Here is a 20,928-nt window from a genome sequence, read left to right as displayed (position 1 = left end):
GAGGAATTGACCACTGTAGGTCGACCCCCGCGCGATCAGCAACTGGTCACCAGGACCGTATGCGCGACTCGCTGCCTGGAGAGTGCACCACGGTGCATTTTGGTCAGTGCCCGCCGCGCTGTCGGTACACGCCGGAGATGCACTGTCGACGTAATAGACCGAGCCAGCGGGTACCGACGCCGTAGCTGGAGGGGCGGCTGTGGCGATCACTGCAATCGCGACAGCCAATGCCGCCAGAATCGTCGATTCCTTGCGTAGAGACATGCGACTCCTTTGTCGAACCCGATGGGCACCTGCCTGGGAACTGCTTACGGGATCAAATTTGCCTGTATCGTTTCAGGTTTTCAAGTCGATTACAAGATGTCGCACCATCGATTTCATAGTTCGCACCAAAATCGCCGCCCTCTTCCGCGCGCGAGACCGCCGCACTCCGCCCGAGCCCACCGAAACGTTCGGATTCCTTCAGTTGTGCGGGCTACGAGACTCGAACTACACTCTGCCGGACGATCTCACCCTCGACGGAGACGCCGAGCTTCATAGGACACTCACCGGCATGGTCTTCCCCGGCGACCCGGCTTCAACACCGTGTTGCCATGTAAACGGATCAGGTAACCGCCCAAGGAAAGCAGCGGCGCCTGGGCATATTGCTTCCCAAGAACCGTGAGGAATCGGCATCGCCGCCGCGCACCTGAGCTTCTCTCCGCTCCAGCGTCCGATCATAACGGTCTCCATCTGCTGCATTCCCTCACTCCCTATCTGCAGACTCCGCTCGCTGCGCTCCCTCCGCTTAGCAACCGATCCTTCCGGGCACTCCGTCGCCTTCGTCCGTTCTTGATCCTCGTGCCGGAACGCAAAGAAGAACGATCCGAGGGTGCCTTCCAGGCCCATCCGGTTGACACAGACCCATAGAGGGGGACGACAAAGGAACGATGAGGGAGATAGAGGTCATGGGCGGCAAGGTCATCAATCGGAGCGCGGAGAAACGGCAAGCAGAAGCAAAGGCAATGCATGCGCCGATCGTGGAGCAAGTCCAGTATCTCGCCGGCAGCAGCCAGTGGCGCGCGTTCCTCGAGTTCTCCCGTTCCTTCCACAACTACAGTCTGAACAACCTGCTACTGATCCTGTCGCAGAGCCCGGACGCGACCATGGTCGCAGGGTTCGCTACTTCCCCGCTCTCGGTCTTCGATATTGCCCAGAGGGATCCGATCCAGGGGGCTGAACCGGCGCCAGAGGATCCAGCCAGACAGCTGATCGGCAATGACGACCACGGCGTCATCGCTCCCTCACGGCCCACCTCCAGGCGAACGGATGGAGCATCCACCGCGCGCCTCTGCAGCAGCGCGAACGGATACACCAACCCCGAATCGCGCAAGGTTACTCTCGCCGAGAACCTCGCGGTCGAGCAAGCGCGAAGACGCTCCTCCACGAGACCGCGCACATCGAGCTGCGCCATATCGACGACGTCGACGAGTACTGAGCCCACCAACGACGGATGGAGGTCGAAGCGGAATCTGTCGCTTTCATCGTCGCCGGCCTGATTGGGTTCGACACCAGTGCGTACAGCATCGGCTACATCAACGGATGGGCTGGCGAAGACGTCACCGTAATCAGAGACACAGCGGTTGGCGTGCTCAAGGACGCTCACACGATCGCAGAGGTAATGGAACACCGCGAATAGCAGCCTGGCAGTCGGGCCCCAGCCGCTTGGGCTGGCATCCCTTCTTGCGCGTGGCTTCGAAGTCCTCCCGGTTAACGAGTGCGCGTGCGATGCGAGACAAGGCGCAAGAAGGGATGGATCGAAACGAAAGGCGGACAGGAAGCGAGAACCGAAAGGAGCGAAAGGACGAAGGCGGAGAGATGAAGGAGAAAGACGAAGGAAAGGGAGGGACAAGGAGTAGAAGGAAAGAGCGAATGCACGTAGGCACTTTGCAGGTGGGCTGAGCCATACAGTCCGCGACGAGCTACTTGAGGTCGACCACGTTCCAGTTCATCGGCGTGAGGCTGGAAGTTTCAACTCAAGAATCCGCCGCCATTTGATGATGTCCGTTGAGTCCTCCGTGTGCAGCATTCTCATGTGGGCCAGCTGATTTCGAATCGGCAATACCTCCGCCCGAAACCGTCGCCAGAACGGCGCCCCCATTCCCAAATCTCCGATTTCCGGGCGATCGAGAAGGCCGAGAAGTTCGCCGAGTGAAAGCCATTCGAGCGGGTCTCTAAGCTGTTTCACCGATGTCACGCCCAGATAGGCGGACTCGCCAGCTCTCTCCAGGACCTTGGTAGGCAAGTCCCCGTTCAGGCATCTGTCGCGCCACTGTTTGCCCCAAGACTGAATTGCGCGATCGCGGACGGCCCGTCGGATGACGCGCTCGATCTTCCACAGGCCTTGACTTACCGCTCCAAGTTGCTCTTGGGGGTCGACTTCCTCAGCAAGCGTCTCGGCTAGCGCATTCTTCAGAGGGACTAGATGCGTCGGGAAATTCCACGACCGGCTCTCCCTCGTCGAGCATGTCAGGCCTGCACCATCCAGAGCTTCGATCTCGCGCGCCTTAAGTGAATCTAGAGCGTCCTGGCCGATGAGCAACGACTCGTAGAGCACCCGGTCAAGCGACGCACATACTTCAGGTCCCAACTCCTTCAACACGGATCGGAGCACGGTCTCTGGCTCGGCGCCGTCCTCCAGGCAGGTAGGCATGTGTTCAGGGGCAACGCCTGTGAGCGCTGGAGCGTGAACCAAACTGACGTCCTCAAGTAGCGAGCTCCCTGCCACTGGTGGATAAGCAATTCTCGGCGCTCGTGAGACAAGGACAACTCGAAGGCCCTTCGTGACGTCCGCGAACACTCGCTCACGCAGGACGCCCATTTGGGAGTCCAGGCCCTGTTGAACAATCATTTCGAGCTCGCTTATCGCGATCGTCCCCGATTCTGGGCTGTCATCACGAATGTACTTGGTGAGCGGCGCAACAGTTACTCCAGACTCCAACAAGGCTCTGCGAGCTGGCTCGTGTCCAGCCCCAAGCTGTAAAAATAGAATCGGTCGCTGCTCGGCTTTGGCTAGTACTTGAGCGGCCCACGCGGGGTAATCGAGACCGCTCAAGTCAGCTCCAGAATCACGTTCACCTCGAACTCACCCTGACTTTCGTGCACAAGGCCCAGATCCGTGAGCCTGCGAACAGCGACATGTTCCGAAGAAGCCAGTTCCTTGAAGTCGGCAGGATTCTCGAGAAGGAGTTCCAGCATCACCGCCTCGGTCGGGTAGTAGCGCTTGACGTGCTGCACCATCTCCTCGATGTTGCCCTGAACGCGGCTCTTCCAATCCGCTAGCTCAGTTAGCACCGCGGAGCGGGTCATCCTCCGCTGAAAGTCATCAGTTGGAAGATGCCCGACGACGGCCGAACTCAGGTTGCGGTAGAGGTAGGCGTGGCCGCCAGAGGCCTCATGCAGCGCCTCCAGGGCACCAGGTTCAATCTGGATCCCCATCTTGCCGCCGACCGTGCTTGCAAGGTCGTCCGCCTCTTCACGCGCAAGTGGACTGACGTAGAAGGCCTTCGCCCACGAAAAAAGCGGATTCGGCCGGCCGTAAAGTCGACCGCCCTCGATGATGGCGCTGGTTAGCCCAGACAGGACAAAAGTGAAGTTGTCGGATTCCTGAACAACACTTCTTAGCGCCGAAAGCAGCTGGGCAATTCGGGGCATGTCGCCTTCGGCGATGTCGATGCGATCGGCTGGAGTCAGGTATTCGATCTCGTCGAGCAGGAGCAACACCCTGTGTCCGTCAGCGGAAAGGCGTTTGAGGATTACTTGGAAGGCGTTCTTGAATTCCAAAATTCCAGGTCGCTCGCCCAATTCGGACAGCTCTTGAACCCGAAGCTTGCGTGTCTTCAACTCGGCGATGAGGCGACGGCGCAGATCGGCGACGATATCGTCGGTCGGGTCCTCCGGGGGTGATGGAAACGCCTCCAGGTCCACGAGGACGGTGACCACATCGTCCTGCTGGAGCTCCTCCTGTAGTTGCATGAGGATGCTTGTCTTACCGGACTTGCGGAGGCCGAAGATGCCCGCCACTCGTTGGTGAAAGACGTCGTCCCTAAGCGCTTGGAGTAGCGTTCGTCGACCAAAGAAGCTCGCTCCAAATACTGGCGTCGTCACGTAAAAGAGGTCGCGAGCATAAACGTGATCTCGCAGGAGAGAGATAAGCGAGAGTTCGTCTTCATCATCCACGAGAAGAGGGATTGCGAGCTTCGATGGCCGAGACCAATCGTGAAGCTTGACGCGCAATCGGTTGTCTGGCGACCACATGAAAAACGTGTCGGGCGTAACTGAGCGGGCCGAGTGCGTGAGCTCTCGAACAGCCGCCTCAAATGTCCTTCCCTGAAGGTCAGCATGCGGACTATAGAAAAGCATCACTTCGCGTGTGAACCCGAAGCCGTTCTCGATCGCTTCGGAGAACCGTACGTGGGCGACCGAGCACTCACGGAAGCCCTCTTGCTTGCATGGACCGGCATAGACAATCTGAGAACCGAGGCTGCGTAGCGCCTCGATGTGATCCCGAAAGACAGGGAACCGCAATGCCATTCGCTGTATGTTGGCCAACAAATCGGGGTGCTGAGGCGCTGGCACCGATCCCGCTCGCCAACCTCGCTGGCGTGCGGACGGCGAGGTTGGGTCAAAAGCGCGCTGGTCAACGTGCCTAATCGCCGGAGTGCCAGTATCGGTGCGGGTGCCGGTGGTGGTGCGCGACACAGCCGGCGGCTTTTGTGGAGCGCCGAATGCGATTCGAACTTTCTGAGCGACGGGTGCCTCAATGCTTGAGGACGGTCCTTTTACGAACTCACCTAGTTCCTTCAGCTTGCGCAGGACGACCTTCACATCGAGACCCAATTCGCTCGCGAGCTCATGGACTCGTTGTTTCGCCATCGCCTGCTCCACGGGTAATCGTCTTCCAAAGGACCTCTCAATACTGTCGGAGTGAGCCGCTGGAGTCACTGCCCACGAATAGGGTTGCTAGCCGCCCCTCGCATATGGTGTCGCGCGCGAGCGAGTCGCCTCCCCTTCGCCGATCGAGCTGAGTGGGGTCGCGCGTCAACCTGATTGCGTCGACTGCGCCCTGCTCGGAGCTCAATGTCTGGATCTGCAGGGCCACCAGCACGAGAACGAAAGCCTCCGGGAATGGAATGCAAACTCACGCATGGCCGCCGTAGTTGACCTTCCGCGCGTGACCGACGAGGACGCCGCACACGGCGCTGCTCTGCTGAGGTTTGAGGGCCTTTCCGCCCCCGATGGTAGCTCCCTCACGGTGCTCCGTGCCGGGCTTTCGCGGCGTATCCTCCTCCGCTTCGCTCCCCCGGTACTCCACGGTCCCGGCACTGCGCACCTTCCGCTCGCTCTCGATCAGTCGCCGGAAAGGCGCTCAAAACGATCGACCTTGGGAGTGAGTGGGATGCGGGTATTCATCATCGACACCAGAGACGTCGGCCCAGAACTGCACTGCGGACTGATCGGTGTGGAAGGATCCTCGGACCCGGACGTTAGAGAAAAGCAGGAGTGCGTGGAGACCGTCAGCGAGTACGTGACGGATGGGTGGGCGATCGCCGCCGACCCGCACACTCCAATCGGATGGCTCGCCGCGCTCACCGCGGAGACGGCATGCGTGCCATTCGTAAATCTGGCCCGGCTCGCCGCAGGTCCGCGGTCCCAGAGGGAATCGGCTTAGCCCTCGGCATCATCCGGTAGAGGTCTCTGCTTCGAGCCGGACCCAACGAATTTCGGTTTTGCGCGTCAAAACCGCTTCGGAAACACAACGTGTAGGTATGAGGGCATTCGATCCGACCCAGGACACCGCGCCGCACTCGCTGACCGTGTCAGCGGTGTGCCGGAGCCTAGCGGTGATCGGCGCCCGGAGAGGCAGTAACTGGCCAGAAGAAAGCCGGTGCGCGCTCGGAGCGTGCCAAAACCACCTGCAAATCGGAAGTTCTAAGTAGAAGGGGCATTTCCTGACCAGGACAGGGCCGTCAAGGTTCGAAAAACGAGGGGTGAGTGCAGGTGCGAGGAGGAGTAGCCAGGTGGAAGCGGGGACAGCAGTCCCACGGGGTCAAGCAAGCGGTCAACTACGCCTTCAGCGGTGTCTGTGATGCCACCCTCACCGCCAAGACCGCAGACGGGGTGATCGCCGCCGCCGGCTACGCCGACGCAGTTATGACCCGGTACATCGTCGAGAACGGGGCCATCCGCGACGACCTGCTCACCCGCGACCAGCTCAAGGACTGGGTCGACGGACTCGACCCGCTCACCGGGGAGCGCCGAGGCCGGGACCTCGAGTCCCCCGCGGCGGACCTGATTCTGGATGCAACGATCAACGCACCGAAGTCGTTCTCGATCGCCGCCATGCTCGACCCCGACCTCGCCACCGCCTACGAAGACCTCCAAGACCGGCTCCGGGACCGGATTGTGAAGCTGTGGCAGACCGAGCTCAACGCCCGCCGTGGCAAAGGTGGCGCCATCCGGGAGGACCTGGCCCGGATCGAAGTCGTCGAACTCCGCCACGAACGCTCCCGCTCCCTGGACCCACACAAGCACCGCCACCTCTGGCTCAACGTCAAAGTCCAAGGCCAGGACGGCAAGTGGTCCAACATCGACACCCGCGTCGCGTTGCGGTTCCAGAACGTCATCAACGCCGAAGGCGACCTCGCCTCCCGTACCGACACAGCATGGATCCACGCCCTCGCCGCTAAGGGTTTCACCCTCAACGCGGATGGGGAGATCACTCAACTGCAGCATATGGTGCGGCCGTTGTCGAAGCGGTCGGCGCAGATTGAAGCCAACAGGATCGCTCGCATCGCCTGGTGGAAGCGACAGCATCCGGGCCAAGAGCCCTCCCACGATGTGCTCAGTCAGATCGATCACTGGGCGTGGGCGGTCGGCCGCCCCAACAAGCCGGGCGAGCTGAATGAAGACGACTGGGCTTCGCTCATCCGTGAAGAGCTACATACTGCCGACCCTGTGCTGGGCATTCAGCGTCCTCCCGCACCACTGCGATCTGTCGCCGTCGAGGATCTTGACCTTGAGTTGCTGGCAGCTAAGGCTGTAGTCGATGCGGACGCCCGGTCGACCGGCAGCGGTGGTCGCTTCAGCGTGTTGGACGTGCGGGCCGGCGCTCTACGCGCGATCGCAGCTACAGGCGTTGTCGCCGAGCGGGACGTCCTCTCGAAGCTGGCAGGGGACGTCGTGGCCCACTCCCACACGGTGACCCTGATCTCAGAGCCGGACGCACCGAAGCACGTCAAGCATCTGATGGCGGTCTCCACCGCCACGTTGAAGGCCACCCTCGCCCAGAAGGTCGACGCATTCTCCGCGCCCGGACAGATCCTCGACACAGATGAGGTCGCTGCGATCGCTCACGTGATTGAGCCCCATCGCACGCTCGATGAAGCCCAGCTCGCTGGCGCAGCTGCGATTGGTGGCACGTCCCGCAACGTCGTCATCTCCGGCCCGGCTGGCACCGGGAAGACCACGATGCTCAAAGTCGCGGGCGCTGCTCTGCGACGACGCGGCCACAAGATGATCATCGTCGCACCCACTAAGAAAGCTTCCGCAGTCGCCGGACGCGAAACGATGAGTAGTTCGTCGTCCCTCCACCAACTTCTCTACGACTACGGATGGCGCTGGGCCACCACCGCGTCTGGCGCAACCGAGTGGCGGCGACTCACTGCCGGTGAGAGTGACCCGACCTCGGGCGGCAGCTATCGCGGCCCCCGGATGAGGATCGGCCCCGGGGATCGCATTGTTGTGGATGAGGCTGGCATGCTGGATCTGGAGGCCGCGTCAGCACTTCTCGATGTCGTGCGCGCCACCGGCGCAGGAGTCGCTCTCGTTGGCGACCAGCGCCAAGCTTTGCCAGTCGGACATTCTGGAGCCATGGCGCTCTTCTGGCGCCGCTCGCCTGATCGTTTCGAGCTCACGACTACCCACCGCTTTAGCGACCAAGCGTGGGCCGAACTCACGCTTCGCCTCCGCCACCCCTACAGAGAGGACCAAGGTCGCGAGGTGGCCGAGGACCTCATCCGCACAGATCATGTCGTAATGACCGATAGCGACGCCGCCGCCTTAGAGGCGATGGTCGATGGATGGTTCGACGCCGAGCGTCGTCACGAGACGATCGCACTTGTCACGGCCACGCACACTGAAGCGCAGGAGGTCAGCGAAGCCATCCAACGCCGACGCATCGAGTCCGGGGCCGTCCACACTGGCAAAGCACTTTCCGGGCAATCGGGGCAACCGATCTTCGTCGGCGATGTCGTCCAGACCCGTCGCAACGACAGCATTGCGGACGTTCAGAATCGCCAGACCTGGATCGTCAAGACAATCGGCAAGGACAATGCAATTCTGGCCGCGAGCACCGATACGACCGACTTGAGGAGAGTCAGCCTCTCGTATGCCGAAACGCATGTTCACCTCGCTTACGCCACCACGGTTTATGGGGCCCAGGGCGAGACGACCGACCGCGCCCTAGTCGGACCCGGCGTCGACGCTGCTGGCCTATATGTCGGCCTCACTCGCGGGAAGCACCACAACGCCGTCGTATTGGTGGCGCCGACAGCTGATTCCGCCAAGTCGCAGCTAGTCGAGATGATGCAACGCCAGGCCCTCGAAGAAACGATGGAGAAGTCGAAAGCTGCTGCCCAGACCGAACTCAGACGGGCTGCCCAATCGTCCGCCGGAGTGACCCTCACGGCACTCGATGGCGACCTCTCCCCGGTTGGCCTCAAATGACCCGAACGACGGCTCTAGCCGCCAATGCCCCCCGCCAACAACTCTCGGCCGAGCAAGTTGACTCCGTCCAGGGTTCCGCCTTCAGGATCGAACCCGAAGATGGCGACTCCGAGATCGTCGGCCCTCACCCGGGCAGCTGGAAACACACCGGCTCGGACAAAGATCAATGCCTGACGGCCGTCCGCTGCCGACACCGAAGCCGCCCTCTCCACACGATGGACAGCAAGATTGCCGCGCTGGTTGTCGACCCACGCCAGACTTCCCGCACTGTAGATGTCGCACACTTCAGCTGTAGTTCCATAGGCTGCGACGGCATCCGTAGCGCCGAGGTAGATCATCCACTCGCGGCACAGCTCGATTGCTTCATCGTCCGATGCGCCCCAAGGCTTCGGCTCCGGAGGTTGCCGTTCCACGGGACCAGTCTGCCGGAGACTGCTGTCGCCGCGACATGCAGTCTGTCTCAAGTAGACGGGATGTCGGTCCTCGCTCGTAGCCTGACGCCACATCCTTCATCGCAGTGCGATGCGACAACCCGCAATGGGAGCTGAGGAATGGGGAGCATTCACGCGTACGACACAGCCGGAGGCAAGCGCTATCGCGTTCAGTACAGAACGCCCGGCCACGCGCTCACGGGAAAGCGCGGATTCCGAACCAAGCGAGACGCGGAACTCTTCCTAGCGTCCGTCGAAGTCGCCAAAGCTCGAGGCGAGTTCATGGACGCTCGAGCGTCGCAGTCCACGATCAGCACTCTTGGTGCCGAGTGGCTGGCCAACCAACACCATTTGAAGCCGTCGTCGCTCCGACCCGTTGAAATCGCTTGGCGACTCCACGTCGAGCCGAAATGGGGAAGCCGGCGAGTGGGTGAGATCCGCCACTCGGAGGTGCAGAACTGGGTGACGGCCTTCACCAAGGGGGGCGGCAAACCGCGCTCGGCGACCACCGTTCTTCGCGCCTACGGCGTCCTCGCTGGAATCCTCGACACTGCAGTGATGGATCGACGAATCCCGTCTAACCCGGCGCGCGGCGTCAACCTCCCTCGAAAACTCAAGGGGAAGCACAAGTACCTCAGCCACGCGCAAGTCGAACTTCTCTCGGAGAACGCAAAGAAGCACCGGACCATGGTTCTGTTCCTGGCCTACACCGGGCTGCGATGGGGCGAAGCCACCGCACTGCATGTTCGCGATGTTGATCTGGATCGCCGACGCGTCGACGTACATGAGAACGCAGTAGAGGTGTCTGGCACGATCCATGTCGGAACGCCGAAAACGGGCGAAGCTCGCAGCGTCCCGTTTCCTCCGTTCCTCGCGCCGCTCTTACGCGCAATGACAGAGAACAAGGCGCCATCTCAATTGGTCTTTGGCGATGGCGATAGCTACCTGCATCAGCCGGATAGGCGTCGAGGCTGGTACGTCTCGGCGATAGCAAGATCCCAAGCGATCGACTCAACGTTTCCGAGAGTTACCATTCACGATTTGAGGCACACCGCCGCGAGCCTCGCGATCAGTGCTGGCGCGAACGTCAAAGCAGTGCAAAGGATGTTGGGGCATGCATCTGCTGCGATGACTCTGGACACCTACGCCGACCTTTTCGACGACGACCTCGACGCTGTCGCCATAGCGCTGGACAAAGAACGGTCACGGGCGCGAGCACGAACTGTCTTCCGGGGCCCGAGCTAGATATGAGTTGCAGGGAACAGGCCAGCTTCGACGTCGCTGCCAGATCTGGCGGCGTCCCACGCTGCCTCATAGCTTTGACGGTACTGTCCGACCAAGTCGCTGAGATCATTCCCGTTGAGCACCGCGTCGGATAGAACCGCTACTGCCGACGCGCTGAGCCGGTCGGCAAACTCGACGACCGATTCGGCGGTGCGTGCTGTCACGGGTCCACCATGGGCCAGCGCATTTCGCACTCGCGCGGTGCGCCGGAGCAAGACGAACCAATGCCGCTCGTTATCGTCGAGGGCTCGGCTGACAGCTTCGACGTTTGCGGTGGATGCCGCGAGCCGCCGAACGCGCCGGGCTTCAAACGTCGTTGAAGGCATCAACTCGAGGATCCGAGAGAGGCTCCGGAGCGCCAAACGGAGGTCGATTTGCACCGAATGGTTGACACCGCTTCCGAGGATCCGCGCGAAGATGTCGTTCAGCTCGGCTCGGTTGTCGTCATCTCGGACAACCTCACCTGCCTGGCGGATGTCGTCATATAGGGCGCGACGAAGCTCGTCTAGCGCCCACCAATGTTTGAAAGCTCGAGAACAGAAGGCCTCCCAGTCGACGTGTGTTCGGGAGGCGACGAACTCAAGCAAGCGGACATCCATGAGGATTCGAGGCAACGTTGAGGTCGAACGTGATTCCTTCCACCACTCAGCTGCTTGCGCCAATTCCTTTATCGGCAACGGCATCGACGGCATGTGGGCAGCCATCGAATTGTGAAGGTCCGGAAGGGCATCTGCGACGTGATCTTGGAAGAAGGAGTAAAACGGGCGCGTATGCTTCGGAATCGACCACGAACCGCCTGTGCGACGCCCATCAATAAAGATCTCAAAATGGTTCGTGTGGAGCCAGAACCGTTCGTTCGTCGCGGACTTGAATTGCGCCAGCGTCACAGCGGCATCAGCTATTGCGCGGGCGTCACCGATGAGATCGCCGGGTTCTCTTGTCCCGAGATCAACGCGAACTGCGACCTTGTCCTCCCCGTCGAAAAGCCGGTTATCCAGCGAACCTTCCAGCTCTGTCGGAAGCTGACCGAGGTCATCTCCGTGCTCTAAAAGCTCGCGCAACACAGACGCCTCGTAAAAGGTGACCGATCCGACCTGAGCCTTCCAGTTTCCTAGGCGTGCTGGCTCGTAGCTCATCCACACGACACCGTGCCCCGACTTCGGGGGCTTCAAGAGATGAGCTCGGAACTGTCCGAGCCTCAGCGACGCGTCCAGAGCGGGGATGACGTTGCCGGCAGCATCCAAACCGAATTCTCCGGCGAGAAGCCCGGCCCCGTGCGCGGCGGTCACCAACACATCAAAATTACCCAGCCGAAGGACGTCGCACAGCAGATCAAGTCGGCCGAGGACCCGGGACGGGTTAGTTCGCTTCTGTTTCACAGCTGCGACGAGATCGTCGAAGGCAGCCACGCGCGCGGTCCCCGATCGCGAAGCGATTCGGAGTGCGACGATTGCCTCCGTCGCGGCGGCCCTCAGCGTCGAGTCAGGTTTGCCGGAGAGTCCCCGAATTACGTCCCGGAGACGGCCTTCCAATTCGGCTAGGGTGACCTGGTCTCGCAGTGCGGGACCGACGACCGTCGCCGCCTCCTGGGCGTCTGCGATAGCGCCTCGCCAGGCCGCGACGTGGAACTTTGGATCAAACGGACGCTTCTCGTTCAGCCACGCTTCGATCTCATCGAGGCACTCGAATAGAGTCATCGCTCTCGAAGCCTGCTGCTGCCGTGCCCGAACGGTCGACAACAGTTCGCGCAGCTCTTCGAGCGGTGGAGGTAGCGTTGGGCCGACGAACATCGCAGCTCAGCTTCGAGCCGATTGATTCGGACAGGTCGCGGAAGTCACGACTCTATACTGATGGGCTGGTCAGGGCTCCAGCGGTATTGGAGCCATGGACTTTGAAGCAAATCAGCCCACGGTGGATGCGAAGACCACCAGCGGTGAGTCCGACGCGCCCACCTAACGGGGCGGAAGCATCGGGCCGTGTTTCTCAGATGTAGTCAGAATGTAGTCAAACGCCCAATTCTGGGAAAGCGAAAACCCCCGGATCCCCTGTAAACACTGGGATCGCGGGGGCTTTGCGATGGCGGTACCGGTGGGATTTGAACCCACGGTGGGCTTTCACCCACACAACTTTTCGAGAGTTGCACCTTCGGCCGCTCGGACACGGTACCGCGGACTATCGTACGCGATTCCCGCGGTCGTCTCCAATCGGGCGGAGTGGGCATCGCGGGGTCGGCGGTCCGGGGTACTGTTCCGTCCATGAAAGCTCTCCGTCGCATCCTCGCGGCCGCGGCCGGACTGGTGGCCGGGGCCGTTCTCACCGCCGTCGGGTGGCAGCGTGTCCAGGCGAAGCGTGCCGCCGTCGCCGAGGGGCGGGTGCGACTCAACGAGATGCTGCCCATCCATTCGAAGTGGTGGCGGGATGCCGCGAAAGATCCGGGCGAGCTGCTCTACGTGGCCATCGGCGACAGTGCCGCCCAGGGGATCGGCGCCTCCGCACCGAAGAACAGTTACGTCGGTGTGATCGCCGACCACCTGCGTGCCGTCACGGGCCGGTCCGTGCGGATCGTCAACCTCTCGGTCTCCGGCGCGACGGTCGCCCTGGCCGTTGCCGACCAGCTGCCGCGCTTCGCGAGCCTCGAGCCCGACATCGTGACAGTGTCGATCGGCGCCAACGACATAGCGGCATTCGACCCGGATCGGTTCCGCGAGGGGATGCGCGCGGTATTCGCCGCGCTGCCGCCGCACGCGATCGTGGCCGACCTGCCCTACTTCTACCTACCCTGGAACGAGCGACTCGTCGCGGAGGGCAACCGCATCCTGCGCGAGGAGGCCTCCGCGCGCGGACTCACGGTCGTCCCCCTCCACACGACGATGCGACGCCAGGGGTTGCGCGGAGCGTTCACGCAGTTCGCTGAAGACCTCTTCCATCCCAACGACCACGGCTACCGGGTGTGGGCGTCTGCGTTCCTGCCGGCGGTCACCGCCCGGGCGCGCGAACTGTATCCGCGCCACGGCGAGGCCGCAGAGCAGGAAGCCCTCAGCGCCTAGCGCACGGCACGCCGCAGCCCGGCGCCCCGCAACTCACTGCGTCACGCGGGCGGGGGCGACGTGCGAGAGGATGCGTCCCCACGTCGGGACGATGGCCAGATGCCCGGCACCGGGCACCATCTCCATGCGCGCGTCGGGCAGCGACCGCTGGTACCAGGCCGCGTGCGCGTGTCCGGTCAGCGCATCCGCCTGGCCGGCGATCACGAGCGTCTTCGCGGTGACGTCCGCGAGGTCGAAGCCCCAGGGACGGGCGGTGTAGCTCAGGATGTCGCCGGCGACGCCGCGCGTGCCCTGGCGGTACGCGTCGATCAGCATCCGGCCCAGCCGGTCGCGGACTCCCGGCCGCGCCAGCGCCTGCTCGTCCACGGCGCCGATGCCCAGCGCGTCCAGCGGCACCTCGGCCGGCTCAGCGGCCGCTGCCACGGCGTCGGCTTGAGGCTGGAGCATCGCGGACAGACGGCTCATTGCCTCGTCAGGCGTCAGGGTGGCGAGCTGGTCGGATATCTGCTGCAGCTTCGGGTCGATCCACGGAACCGCTTCATTCGGAGCCGGCGTCCCGACGATTGCGACGCGGTCGACGAGCTGGGGATGGCGTGCCGCGAACGCGAGTGCGACGCGGCCACCGGCCGACCAGCCCACCACCCCGACCGTGCGCGGGCGGGTGACGCCGATCACCGACTCGGCGACGACGACGGAGCGTACGTACTCCGCGATGTCGTCCGCGGCCTGGACGATACTGGGCCAGCTCCCGAACGGCCACGGATCACTCGAGCCGTAACCCGGCCTGTCGAGCGCGACGATGTGTGCGCGGCGCTCGGCCGATGCGTCCGGGTCCGGATCGAACACGGACGATCCCGGGGCGGGGTGACAGAAGATCACGAGCCGCTCGGCGTCGGAGTCGCCGAAACCGGTCAACCCGAGCACGCGGCCGGAACGGAGGGTGAACGTACGATCAGCCATGCGGCCCATTGTGCACGTCAGCACCGACACGCAGAAGGGGCGGTGCGCGGTTCGCTCGTCTCGGCGATGTGCTCACACCCGCCCCGCCCTCTGACTTGTCCACGGCCTCCGCGATCCTCCCGCCGATGACAGTGGCTCACCGTAGTGTTGACCCCGATCGAGGAGGTGCCGTGCCGAAGGCGTCTGTCAACTACCGCTGCTCCGAGTGCGGGTGGACCACTGCCAAGTGGGTGGGCCGCTGTCCGGAGTGCCAGGCGTGGGGCACGGTGGCCGAAACGGCCCAAGCGACCGGGGTGCTGCGCGCCCTCAAGCCGGTGACGATCGCCGCCGGTCGGGAAGCACGGGCGATCAGCGACATCGAGCCTGTCGACGGCGCGAACCGCCGGCCGAGCGGCATCGGCGAATTCGATCGCGTGCTCGGCGGCGGCATCGTTCCCGGCGCGGCCATCCTGCTGAGCGGCGAGCCCGGTGTCGGGAAGTCCACCCTGCTGCTCGAGGTCGCCTCCCGTGCCGCACAGGCGCGCAACCGTGTGCTCTACGTGAGCGCCGAAGAGTCGGTGAGCCAGGTCCGCATGCGCGCCGAGCGGACCGGGGCCGTCCACGACGAGCTCTACCTCGCGTCCGAGACCGACCTATCCACGATCGTGGCGCAGATCGACGCCGTCGAACCCTCCCTCGTCATCGTCGACTCGGTCCAGACGGTGTCCAGCAGCTCTGCCGAGGGTATCGCGGGTGGTCCCAGCCAGGTGCGCGAGGTCGCGAGCGCGTTGATCCGCATCGCGAAAGAGCGCGACCTCCCGATCCTCATCGTCGGCCATGTGACGAAAGACGGCTCGATCGCCGGTCCGCGACTGCTCGAACACCTGGTCGATGTGGTCTGCCAGTTCGAGGGCGACCGCCAGACGGCGCTCCGATTCATCCGCGCGCTGAAGAACCGGTTCGGGCCCACCGACGAGGTCGGCTGCTTCGAAATGGCCGGGGACGGCATCGCGGAGGTCCCCGACCCCAGCGCCCTCTTCCTCAGCCGCAACACCACCCCGGTCTCCGGCACCTGTGTCACCGTCGCGATGGAGGGCCGGCGTCCACTCCCCGTCGAGGTCCAGGCGCTCGTCGTCGGCACCACGGCGCCCAACCCGCGCCGCGTGACGAACGGAGTGGATGCGTCCCGCGTCGCGATGCTCCTGGCCGTCCTCGAACGCCGCGCCGGCATCCGGCTGGGCGACAAAGACGTCTACGTCTCCACGGTCGGCGGCGTCCGCCTGACCGAGCCCGGCGCCGACCTGGCCATCGCTCTCGCCATCGCATCGGCGGCCACAGAACGCGCCATCCCCCACACTCTCGCGGCATTCGGCGAAATCAGCCTCGCCGGCGAGATCAGACCGGTCGTGAGTGGCAAGCAGCGCACGGCTGAGGCCGCACGCCTCGGATTCGCGACACGAGTGGACGACCGGAGCGCCACCATCCGCGAGGCGCTCCGCGTCGCGTTCACAGCCGCGAGCACCGATCGGGAGCGCGAACTCGACGCGGCGTTCTGAACGCCGGTCGAAAACACGCGCCGCCGAACGACGTCCTGGTGACGACATCCGTCATACGGAAGGAACGACCATGCCGCAGTACGCCATCCTCATCTACTCCGACTCCGACCCTGCTGCCGAGCACGACTCGGCCGAACTCGCCGAGCACGACACCCACTCCGCCGATCTCATCCAGTCCGGTGCGCTCACGGCCGCCTACGCCCTCGCGCCGCACACGGCGGCACGCGCTGTCCGCGCCGACGGCGTCACGGACGGCCCCTTCACCGAGAGCAAAGAGGTGATCGCCGGCATCGGCATCATCGAAGCACCAGACCTTGACGCCGCCCTCGCCATCGCCCGCCGCAACCCGGCCACGCGGCACGGTTCGGGCGTCGAGGTGCGCGAGATCGGAGGCTCCTACGTGCGCGGCGACGAATCCGCCGGCTGAACGCCTCGTCGACCTACTGCAGGATGAACTGCTTGGTCTCCGAGCTCTTGATGCCCGAGACGGTGGTCTCCAGGTGGTACGAGGCTCCGCTCGCGGGCACCTGTTCGCGGTTCGCCTGACAGGTCGACGGGTCCGAACGAGTGCGATCCCAGGTGATCGGCGCCTTCGATGAGATCGTCTTCGCCGGCTCCAGCAGCACCTCCGCATCCACCTTGTCCGTCTGGCAGTCCGTCGACTTCCAGTACACCTCCGAGCCGCTGGTGATCGTGAACACCTGCTGTGCGGTGCCCGCGTCGATCGTGCATGCCTTCGAGCCCGTGTTGGTCAGCGCGACCGACAACTGCGGGAGCTCGCCCGCCGCATAGACGTCCTTGTCGGTGACGGCCTCGACCTTCACGTCGCCCGGCTTGCACGGCTGGCCGTCCGCTGTCGCACTGGAGGTCGGGATGCTCGTCGCCACCGCGGCCGGGGTTCCTGTGCTCGCCGGCGCGGGCTTCTTCTGCGTGGGCTCTCCGCTGGACGCGCCCGGGCGCACCACGATCAGGACGATGACGACGACGACGGCGATCACGCCGAGGAGGACGATGAGCCTGCGGCGCCAATAGACGCCGCTGGGCTGGGGGCCGACCGGGTTCTTGAACGTCGACATGCCCGCACTATAACCAGCGCCCGACGACGCGCCGGGCAGGCGCGCCCGGCGTTCCCAGAGCACTCAGCGAGCCGCCGAGGAACGCGGCGAACCGACTCAGAGCCGCTTCAGCATCCGCGTGTTGCCGAGGGTGTTCGGCTTCACCCGCGCCAGGTCCAGGAACTCCGCGACACCTTCGTCGTTGGAGCGAACCAACTCGGCGTACAGCTGCGGGTCGACCGTCGACTCCCCCATGTCCTCGAATCCGTTGCGGCCGAAGAAGTCGACCTCGAACGTCAGGCAGAACAGCCGGTCGAGGCCCAGCTCACGTGCATCCGACTCCAGGCGGCTGAGCAGCGCCCTGCCCACTCCGCGGCCGAGCCACTCGTCGGCGACCGCGAGAGTGCGCACCTCGCCGAGGTCGCTCCACATCACGTGCAGGGCGCCACAGCCGATCAGTCGGCCGTCGGCGTCCTCCGCCACCCGGAACTCCTGCACCGACTCGTAGAAGGTCACGGTCTCCTTGCCGAGCAGGATGCGTCGCTGCACCAGCGGCTCCACCAGTTCCTGGATGCGCTTGACATCGCCCGTCCGCGCCCGCCGGATGCTGAACCCTGGACCGTTCTCACCGCTCACCGTTCCACCCTACCGAGGCTGGAGATGCGACAAGGGCCGACCTCCGAAGAGGTCGGCCCTTGTCGTGGGTCACGCGGTCGTGACGACGATCACTCGTTCGCGGCGAGGTCCGGGGTCGCCGGGCCGGTGCCGATCGCGGCAGTGGCGTTGATGCCGGCGCCGATCGGCTCCTTGCGGGCGGTCGTCGTGAAGACGAACTCCCCGTCGGCGAAGTCGACGTGGACGTGGTCGCCCGCGTTCAGCTCGCCGTGCAGGATCCGCTCGCTCAGCCGGTCCTCGATCTCGTGCTGCACCGCGCGGCGCAGCGGACGGGCACCGAGCGTCGGGTCGAACCCGACGTCGATCAGCCGCTCCTTCGCCGGGACGGTCAGCTCGATGGTCATGTCGCGGTCGAGCAGGCGGGTCGACAGCCGCTTGATGAACAGGTCGACGATCTGCAGGAGCTCGCTCTTGTCCAGCTGCGGGAAGACGATGATCTCGTCGACACGGTTCAGGAACTCGGGCTTGAAGTTCTTCTTCAGCTCCTCGTAGACCTTGCCGCGCATCCGGTCGTAGCCGGTCTGCGGGTCACCCTCGATCTGGAACCCGACGGGGCCGCCGGAGATGTCCTTCGTCCCGAGGTTCGTGGTCATGATGATGACGGTGTTCTTGAAGTCGACCACGCGTCCCTGGCCATCCGTCAGACGTCCCTCCTCCAGGATCTGGAGCAGCGAGTTAAAGATGTCGGGGTGCGCCTTCTCGATCTCGTCGAATAGCACGACGCTGAACGGCTTGCGGCGGACCTTCTCGGTGAGCTGGCCGCCCTCCTCGAAGCCGACGAACCCGGGAGGGGCGCCGAACAGACGGGAGACGGTGTGCTTCTCGCCGTACTCCGACATGTCGAGGGAGATCATGGCCGACTCGTCGTCGAACAGGAACTCGGCGAGCGCCTTCGCCAGCTCGGTCTTACCGACACCGGTGGGACCGGCGAAGATGAACGAGCCCGACGGACGCTTCGGGTCCTTGAGGCCGGCGCGGGTGCGGCGGATCGTCTTCGAGAGGGCCGCGATGGCCTCCTCCTGGCCGATGACGCGCTCGTGCAGCGCCTTCTCCATGTAGACGAGCCGGGCCGACTCCTCCTCGGTGAGCTTGAACACCGGGATGCCGGTCGCCTGGGCCAGCACCTCGGCGATGAGGCCCTCGTCGACCTCGGCCGTGGTCTTGACCTCACCCGAACGCCACTGCTTCTCGAGACGCAGCCGCTCGCCCAGGAGGTTCTTCTCCTCGTCGCGGAGGCTGGCAGCCTTCTCGAAGTCCTGGTCTTCGATCGCGCCCTCCTTCTGGGAGCGGACAGCGGCGATCTTGTCGTCGAACTCGCGCAGCTCCGGCGGCGCCGAGAGGATCGACAGACGCAGGCGGGCGCCGGCCTCGTCGATCAGGTCGATGGCCTTGTCCGGGAGGAAGCGGTCCTGAATGTAGCGGTCGGCGAGGTTCGCCGCCGCTACGATCGCGCCGTCGGTGATGGACACCTTGTGGTGCGCCTCGTAGCGGTCGCGCAGGCCCTTCAGGATGTTGATCGCGTGGGGCAGCGACGGCTCGGCCACCTGGATGGGCTGGAACCGGCGCTCGAGCGCGGCATCCTTCTCGAAGTGCTTGCGGTACTCGTCGAGCGTGGTGGCGCCGATGGTCTGCAGCTCGCCGCGGGCCAGCAGCGGCTTGAGGATGCTGGCGGCGTCGATCGCGCCCTCCGCTGCGCCCGCGCCGACGAGGGTGTGGATCTCGTCGATGAAGGTGATGATGTCGCCGCGGGTGCGGATCTCCTTCGTGACCTTCTTCAGGCGCTCCTCGAAGTCGCCGCGGTAACGGGAACCGGCGATGAGCGAGCCGAGATCGAGCGTGTAGAGCTGCTTGTCCTTCAGCGTCTCCGGCACGTCGCCGCGGACGATGGCCTGCGCGAGGCCTTCGACGACGGCAGTCTTGCCGACGCCGGGCTCACCGATCAGCACCGGGTTGTTCTTCGAGCGGCGCGACAGGATCTGCATCACGCGCTCGATCTCCTTCTCGCGCCCGATCACCGGGTCGAGCTTGTTGTCGCGCGCGGCCTGCGTGAGGTTGCGGCCGAACTGGTCGAGGATCTGGCTACCGGCCTGCGCGGTGTTCTGATCGTTGCCCCCGACCTGGACCTGCTCCTTGCCCTGGTATCCGGAGAGGAGCTGGATGACCTGCTGGCGCACACGGTTGAGGTCGGCGCCGAGCTTCACGAGGACCTGGGCGGCGACGCCCTCGCCCTCGCGGATCAGACCGAGCAGGATGTGCTCCGTGCCGATGTAGTTGTGGCCGAGCTGCAGCGCCTCGCGGAGGCTGAGCTCCAGCACCTTCTTGGCGCGCGGCGTGAACGGGATGTGCCCGGTCGGCTGCTGCTGGCCCTGGCCGATGATGTCCTGGACCTGCTCGCGGACGGCGTCCAGCGAGATGCCGAGCGACTCGAGCGCCTTGGCGGCGACGCCCTCACCCTCGTGGATCAGGCCGAGCAGGATGTGCTCCGTCCCGATGTAGTTGTGGTTGAGCATCTTGGCCTCTTCCTGGGCCAGGACGACGACACGGCGGGCGCGGTCGGTGAATCTCTCGAACATGTCTACTCCTCGTACGGCACCGGGCAGGTTCGGCGTCGATACAAAGAGAGTAACCACCGCTCCCCCTGTCCCGTGGCCCTGTTCGCCGTGGGCGTGACGTGCCGACGGGGACCGGGCGGATTGCTGCCGATCAGCCCCGATCGGCGGGCAGCGTGAGCGTCGAGTCCGGCAGGACGATGTTCACCCCGGTGCCTTTCGCGATGCGGTCCGGCGTGGCGAAGACGGTGGTGTGGGGGACGTAGTCCCGGGTGCAGATGCCTCCGGGGGCCGGCGCCAGGGTTGCCGTGATCGTGTCATCCGCGCCGGCGGTCACGTTGGCGACCTTCGGCGGGCAGGTCGAGCTCCCGTACAGGACGATCGCGAACCGGTCGCCGCCGTTGAGCCAGACGGCCCAGGACGCCCCGCCTGCGCTGCTCGCCGGGGCGTCGATCCCTTTCGGCTCGCCCGAGTAGTCCTCGACCGGCCTGCCCGGCGCGGTGCTGCATCCGGCGAGCGCGGCGACCACCAGGAGCGCGGCAGTGGCGGGGAGGAGTCTGGTCGCGATCCGGGGCACGGCACCATTCTAAGAAGCCCGGCTCCGGCCTTCCTGCCCGACGCCTAGG

The 20,928-nt window shown here is 64.4% G+C and carries 16 protein-coding genes and 1 tRNA gene; 7 read left to right on the top strand and 10 right to left on the bottom strand.

Annotated features, from left to right (window positions below):
- The first annotated feature begins 947 nt into the window (after positions 1-947).
- Positions 948-1,538: a hypothetical protein gene (locus ACF1AJ_RS17610; protein WP_391508525.1), complete on the top strand. Its 591-nt coding sequence runs from the start codon at positions 948-950 to the stop codon at positions 1,536-1,538.
- A gap of 449 nt (positions 1,539-1,987) precedes the next feature.
- On the opposite strand, the gene ACF1AJ_RS17605 is transcribed toward ACF1AJ_RS17610, so the two are convergent.
- Both ACF1AJ_RS17605 and ACF1AJ_RS17600 read right to left on the bottom strand, forming a co-directional pair.
- On the bottom strand, positions 1,988-3,094 hold the full coding sequence (locus ACF1AJ_RS17605; protein ID WP_391508524.1) for a hypothetical protein: 1,107 nt from the start codon (positions 3,092-3,094) through the stop codon (positions 1,988-1,990).
- The gene (locus ACF1AJ_RS17600; protein WP_391508523.1) at positions 3,091-4,926 is read right to left on the bottom strand and encodes a translation initiation factor IF-2 N-terminal domain-containing protein; all 1,836 of its coding nucleotides are present in this window, start codon (positions 4,924-4,926) and stop codon (positions 3,091-3,093) included. The genes ACF1AJ_RS17605 and ACF1AJ_RS17600 overlap by 4 nt, the downstream gene beginning before the upstream one ends.
- 286 nt (positions 4,927-5,212) lie before the next feature.
- Between ACF1AJ_RS17600 and ACF1AJ_RS17595 the strand changes: the two genes are divergently transcribed.
- Positions 5,213-5,710: a hypothetical protein gene (locus tag ACF1AJ_RS17595; RefSeq protein ID WP_391508522.1), complete on the top strand. Its 498-nt coding sequence runs from the start codon at positions 5,213-5,215 to the stop codon at positions 5,708-5,710.
- Between the two features lie 323 nt (positions 5,711-6,033).
- Positions 6,034-8,766, top strand: coding sequence for an AAA family ATPase (locus ACF1AJ_RS17590; RefSeq protein ID WP_391508521.1), 2,733 nt, complete (start codon positions 6,034-6,036; stop codon positions 8,764-8,766).
- A 14-nt stretch (positions 8,767-8,780) separates the two neighbouring features.
- On the opposite strand, the gene ACF1AJ_RS17585 is transcribed toward ACF1AJ_RS17590, so the two are convergent.
- Positions 8,781-9,179, bottom strand: a complete 399-nt coding sequence (locus ACF1AJ_RS17585; RefSeq protein ID WP_391508520.1) for a hypothetical protein — start codon at positions 9,177-9,179, stop codon at positions 8,781-8,783.
- 300 nt (positions 9,180-9,479) lie between these two features.
- On the opposite strand from ACF1AJ_RS17585, the gene ACF1AJ_RS17580 reads away from it, so the two are divergent.
- Entirely contained in the window at positions 9,480-10,442 is a 963-nt protein-coding gene (locus tag ACF1AJ_RS17580) for a tyrosine-type recombinase/integrase (RefSeq protein WP_391508519.1), read from the top strand.
- On the opposite strand, the gene ACF1AJ_RS17575 is transcribed toward ACF1AJ_RS17580, so the two are convergent.
- Positions 10,439-12,178, bottom strand: coding sequence for a hypothetical protein (locus ACF1AJ_RS17575; RefSeq protein ID WP_391508518.1), 1,740 nt, complete (start codon positions 12,176-12,178; stop codon positions 10,439-10,441). The genes ACF1AJ_RS17580 and ACF1AJ_RS17575 overlap by 4 nt on opposite strands.
- 380 nt (positions 12,179-12,558) lie before the next feature.
- Positions 12,559-12,648 (bottom strand) — tRNA-Ser (locus ACF1AJ_RS17570).
- 88 nt (positions 12,649-12,736) lie between these two features.
- Between ACF1AJ_RS17570 and ACF1AJ_RS17565 the strand changes: the two genes are divergently transcribed.
- Positions 12,737-13,528, top strand: coding sequence for an SGNH/GDSL hydrolase family protein (locus ACF1AJ_RS17565; protein WP_391508517.1), 792 nt, complete (start codon positions 12,737-12,739; stop codon positions 13,526-13,528).
- A gap of 33 nt (positions 13,529-13,561) precedes the next feature.
- Here the strand turns inward: ACF1AJ_RS17565 and ACF1AJ_RS17560 are convergent, their stop codons facing one another.
- Positions 13,562-14,488 (bottom strand): alpha/beta fold hydrolase, encoded by a 927-nt coding sequence (locus ACF1AJ_RS17560; RefSeq protein WP_391508516.1) that lies wholly within the window; start codon positions 14,486-14,488, stop codon positions 13,562-13,564.
- 170 nt (positions 14,489-14,658) lie between these two features.
- Between ACF1AJ_RS17560 and radA the strand changes: the two genes are divergently transcribed.
- Positions 14,659-16,023: a DNA repair protein RadA gene (gene radA, locus ACF1AJ_RS17555; protein ID WP_391508515.1), complete on the top strand. Its 1,365-nt coding sequence runs from the start codon at positions 14,659-14,661 to the stop codon at positions 16,021-16,023.
- Positions 16,024-16,093: 70 nt separating this feature from the next.
- On the top strand, positions 16,094-16,450 hold the full coding sequence (locus ACF1AJ_RS17550; protein ID WP_391508514.1) for a YciI family protein: 357 nt from the start codon (positions 16,094-16,096) through the stop codon (positions 16,448-16,450).
- Positions 16,451-16,463: 13 nt separating this feature from the next.
- Here ACF1AJ_RS17550 and ACF1AJ_RS17545 read toward each other — a convergent pair whose 3' ends face one another.
- From ACF1AJ_RS17545 to ACF1AJ_RS17530, 4 genes are all read right to left on the bottom strand, one after another.
- Positions 16,464-17,099 (bottom strand): hypothetical protein, encoded by a 636-nt coding sequence (locus ACF1AJ_RS17545; protein ID WP_391508513.1) that lies wholly within the window; start codon positions 17,097-17,099, stop codon positions 16,464-16,466.
- Positions 17,100-17,195: 96 nt separating this feature from the next.
- Positions 17,196-17,714, bottom strand: coding sequence for an amino-acid N-acetyltransferase (locus ACF1AJ_RS17540; protein ID WP_391508512.1), 519 nt, complete (start codon positions 17,712-17,714; stop codon positions 17,196-17,198).
- 89 nt (positions 17,715-17,803) lie between these two features.
- Entirely contained in the window at positions 17,804-20,326 is a 2,523-nt protein-coding gene (locus ACF1AJ_RS17535; protein WP_391508511.1) for an ATP-dependent Clp protease ATP-binding subunit, read from the bottom strand.
- Positions 20,327-20,456: 130 nt separating this feature from the next.
- Positions 20,457-20,879 carry a hypothetical protein gene (locus ACF1AJ_RS17530; protein ID WP_391508510.1) on the bottom strand — a complete coding sequence of 141 codons (423 nt, stop codon included), beginning with the start codon at positions 20,877-20,879 and terminating at the stop codon, positions 20,457-20,459.
- Positions 20,880-20,928 lie beyond the last annotated feature (49 nt).

Origin of the sequence: Leifsonia sp. NPDC014704, from assembly GCF_043083605.1 — a bacterium.
Taxonomy (GTDB): Bacteria; Actinomycetota; Actinomycetes; order Actinomycetales; family Microbacteriaceae; genus Leifsonia.
This window is presented reverse-complemented; position numbering and strand designations above follow the sequence as displayed.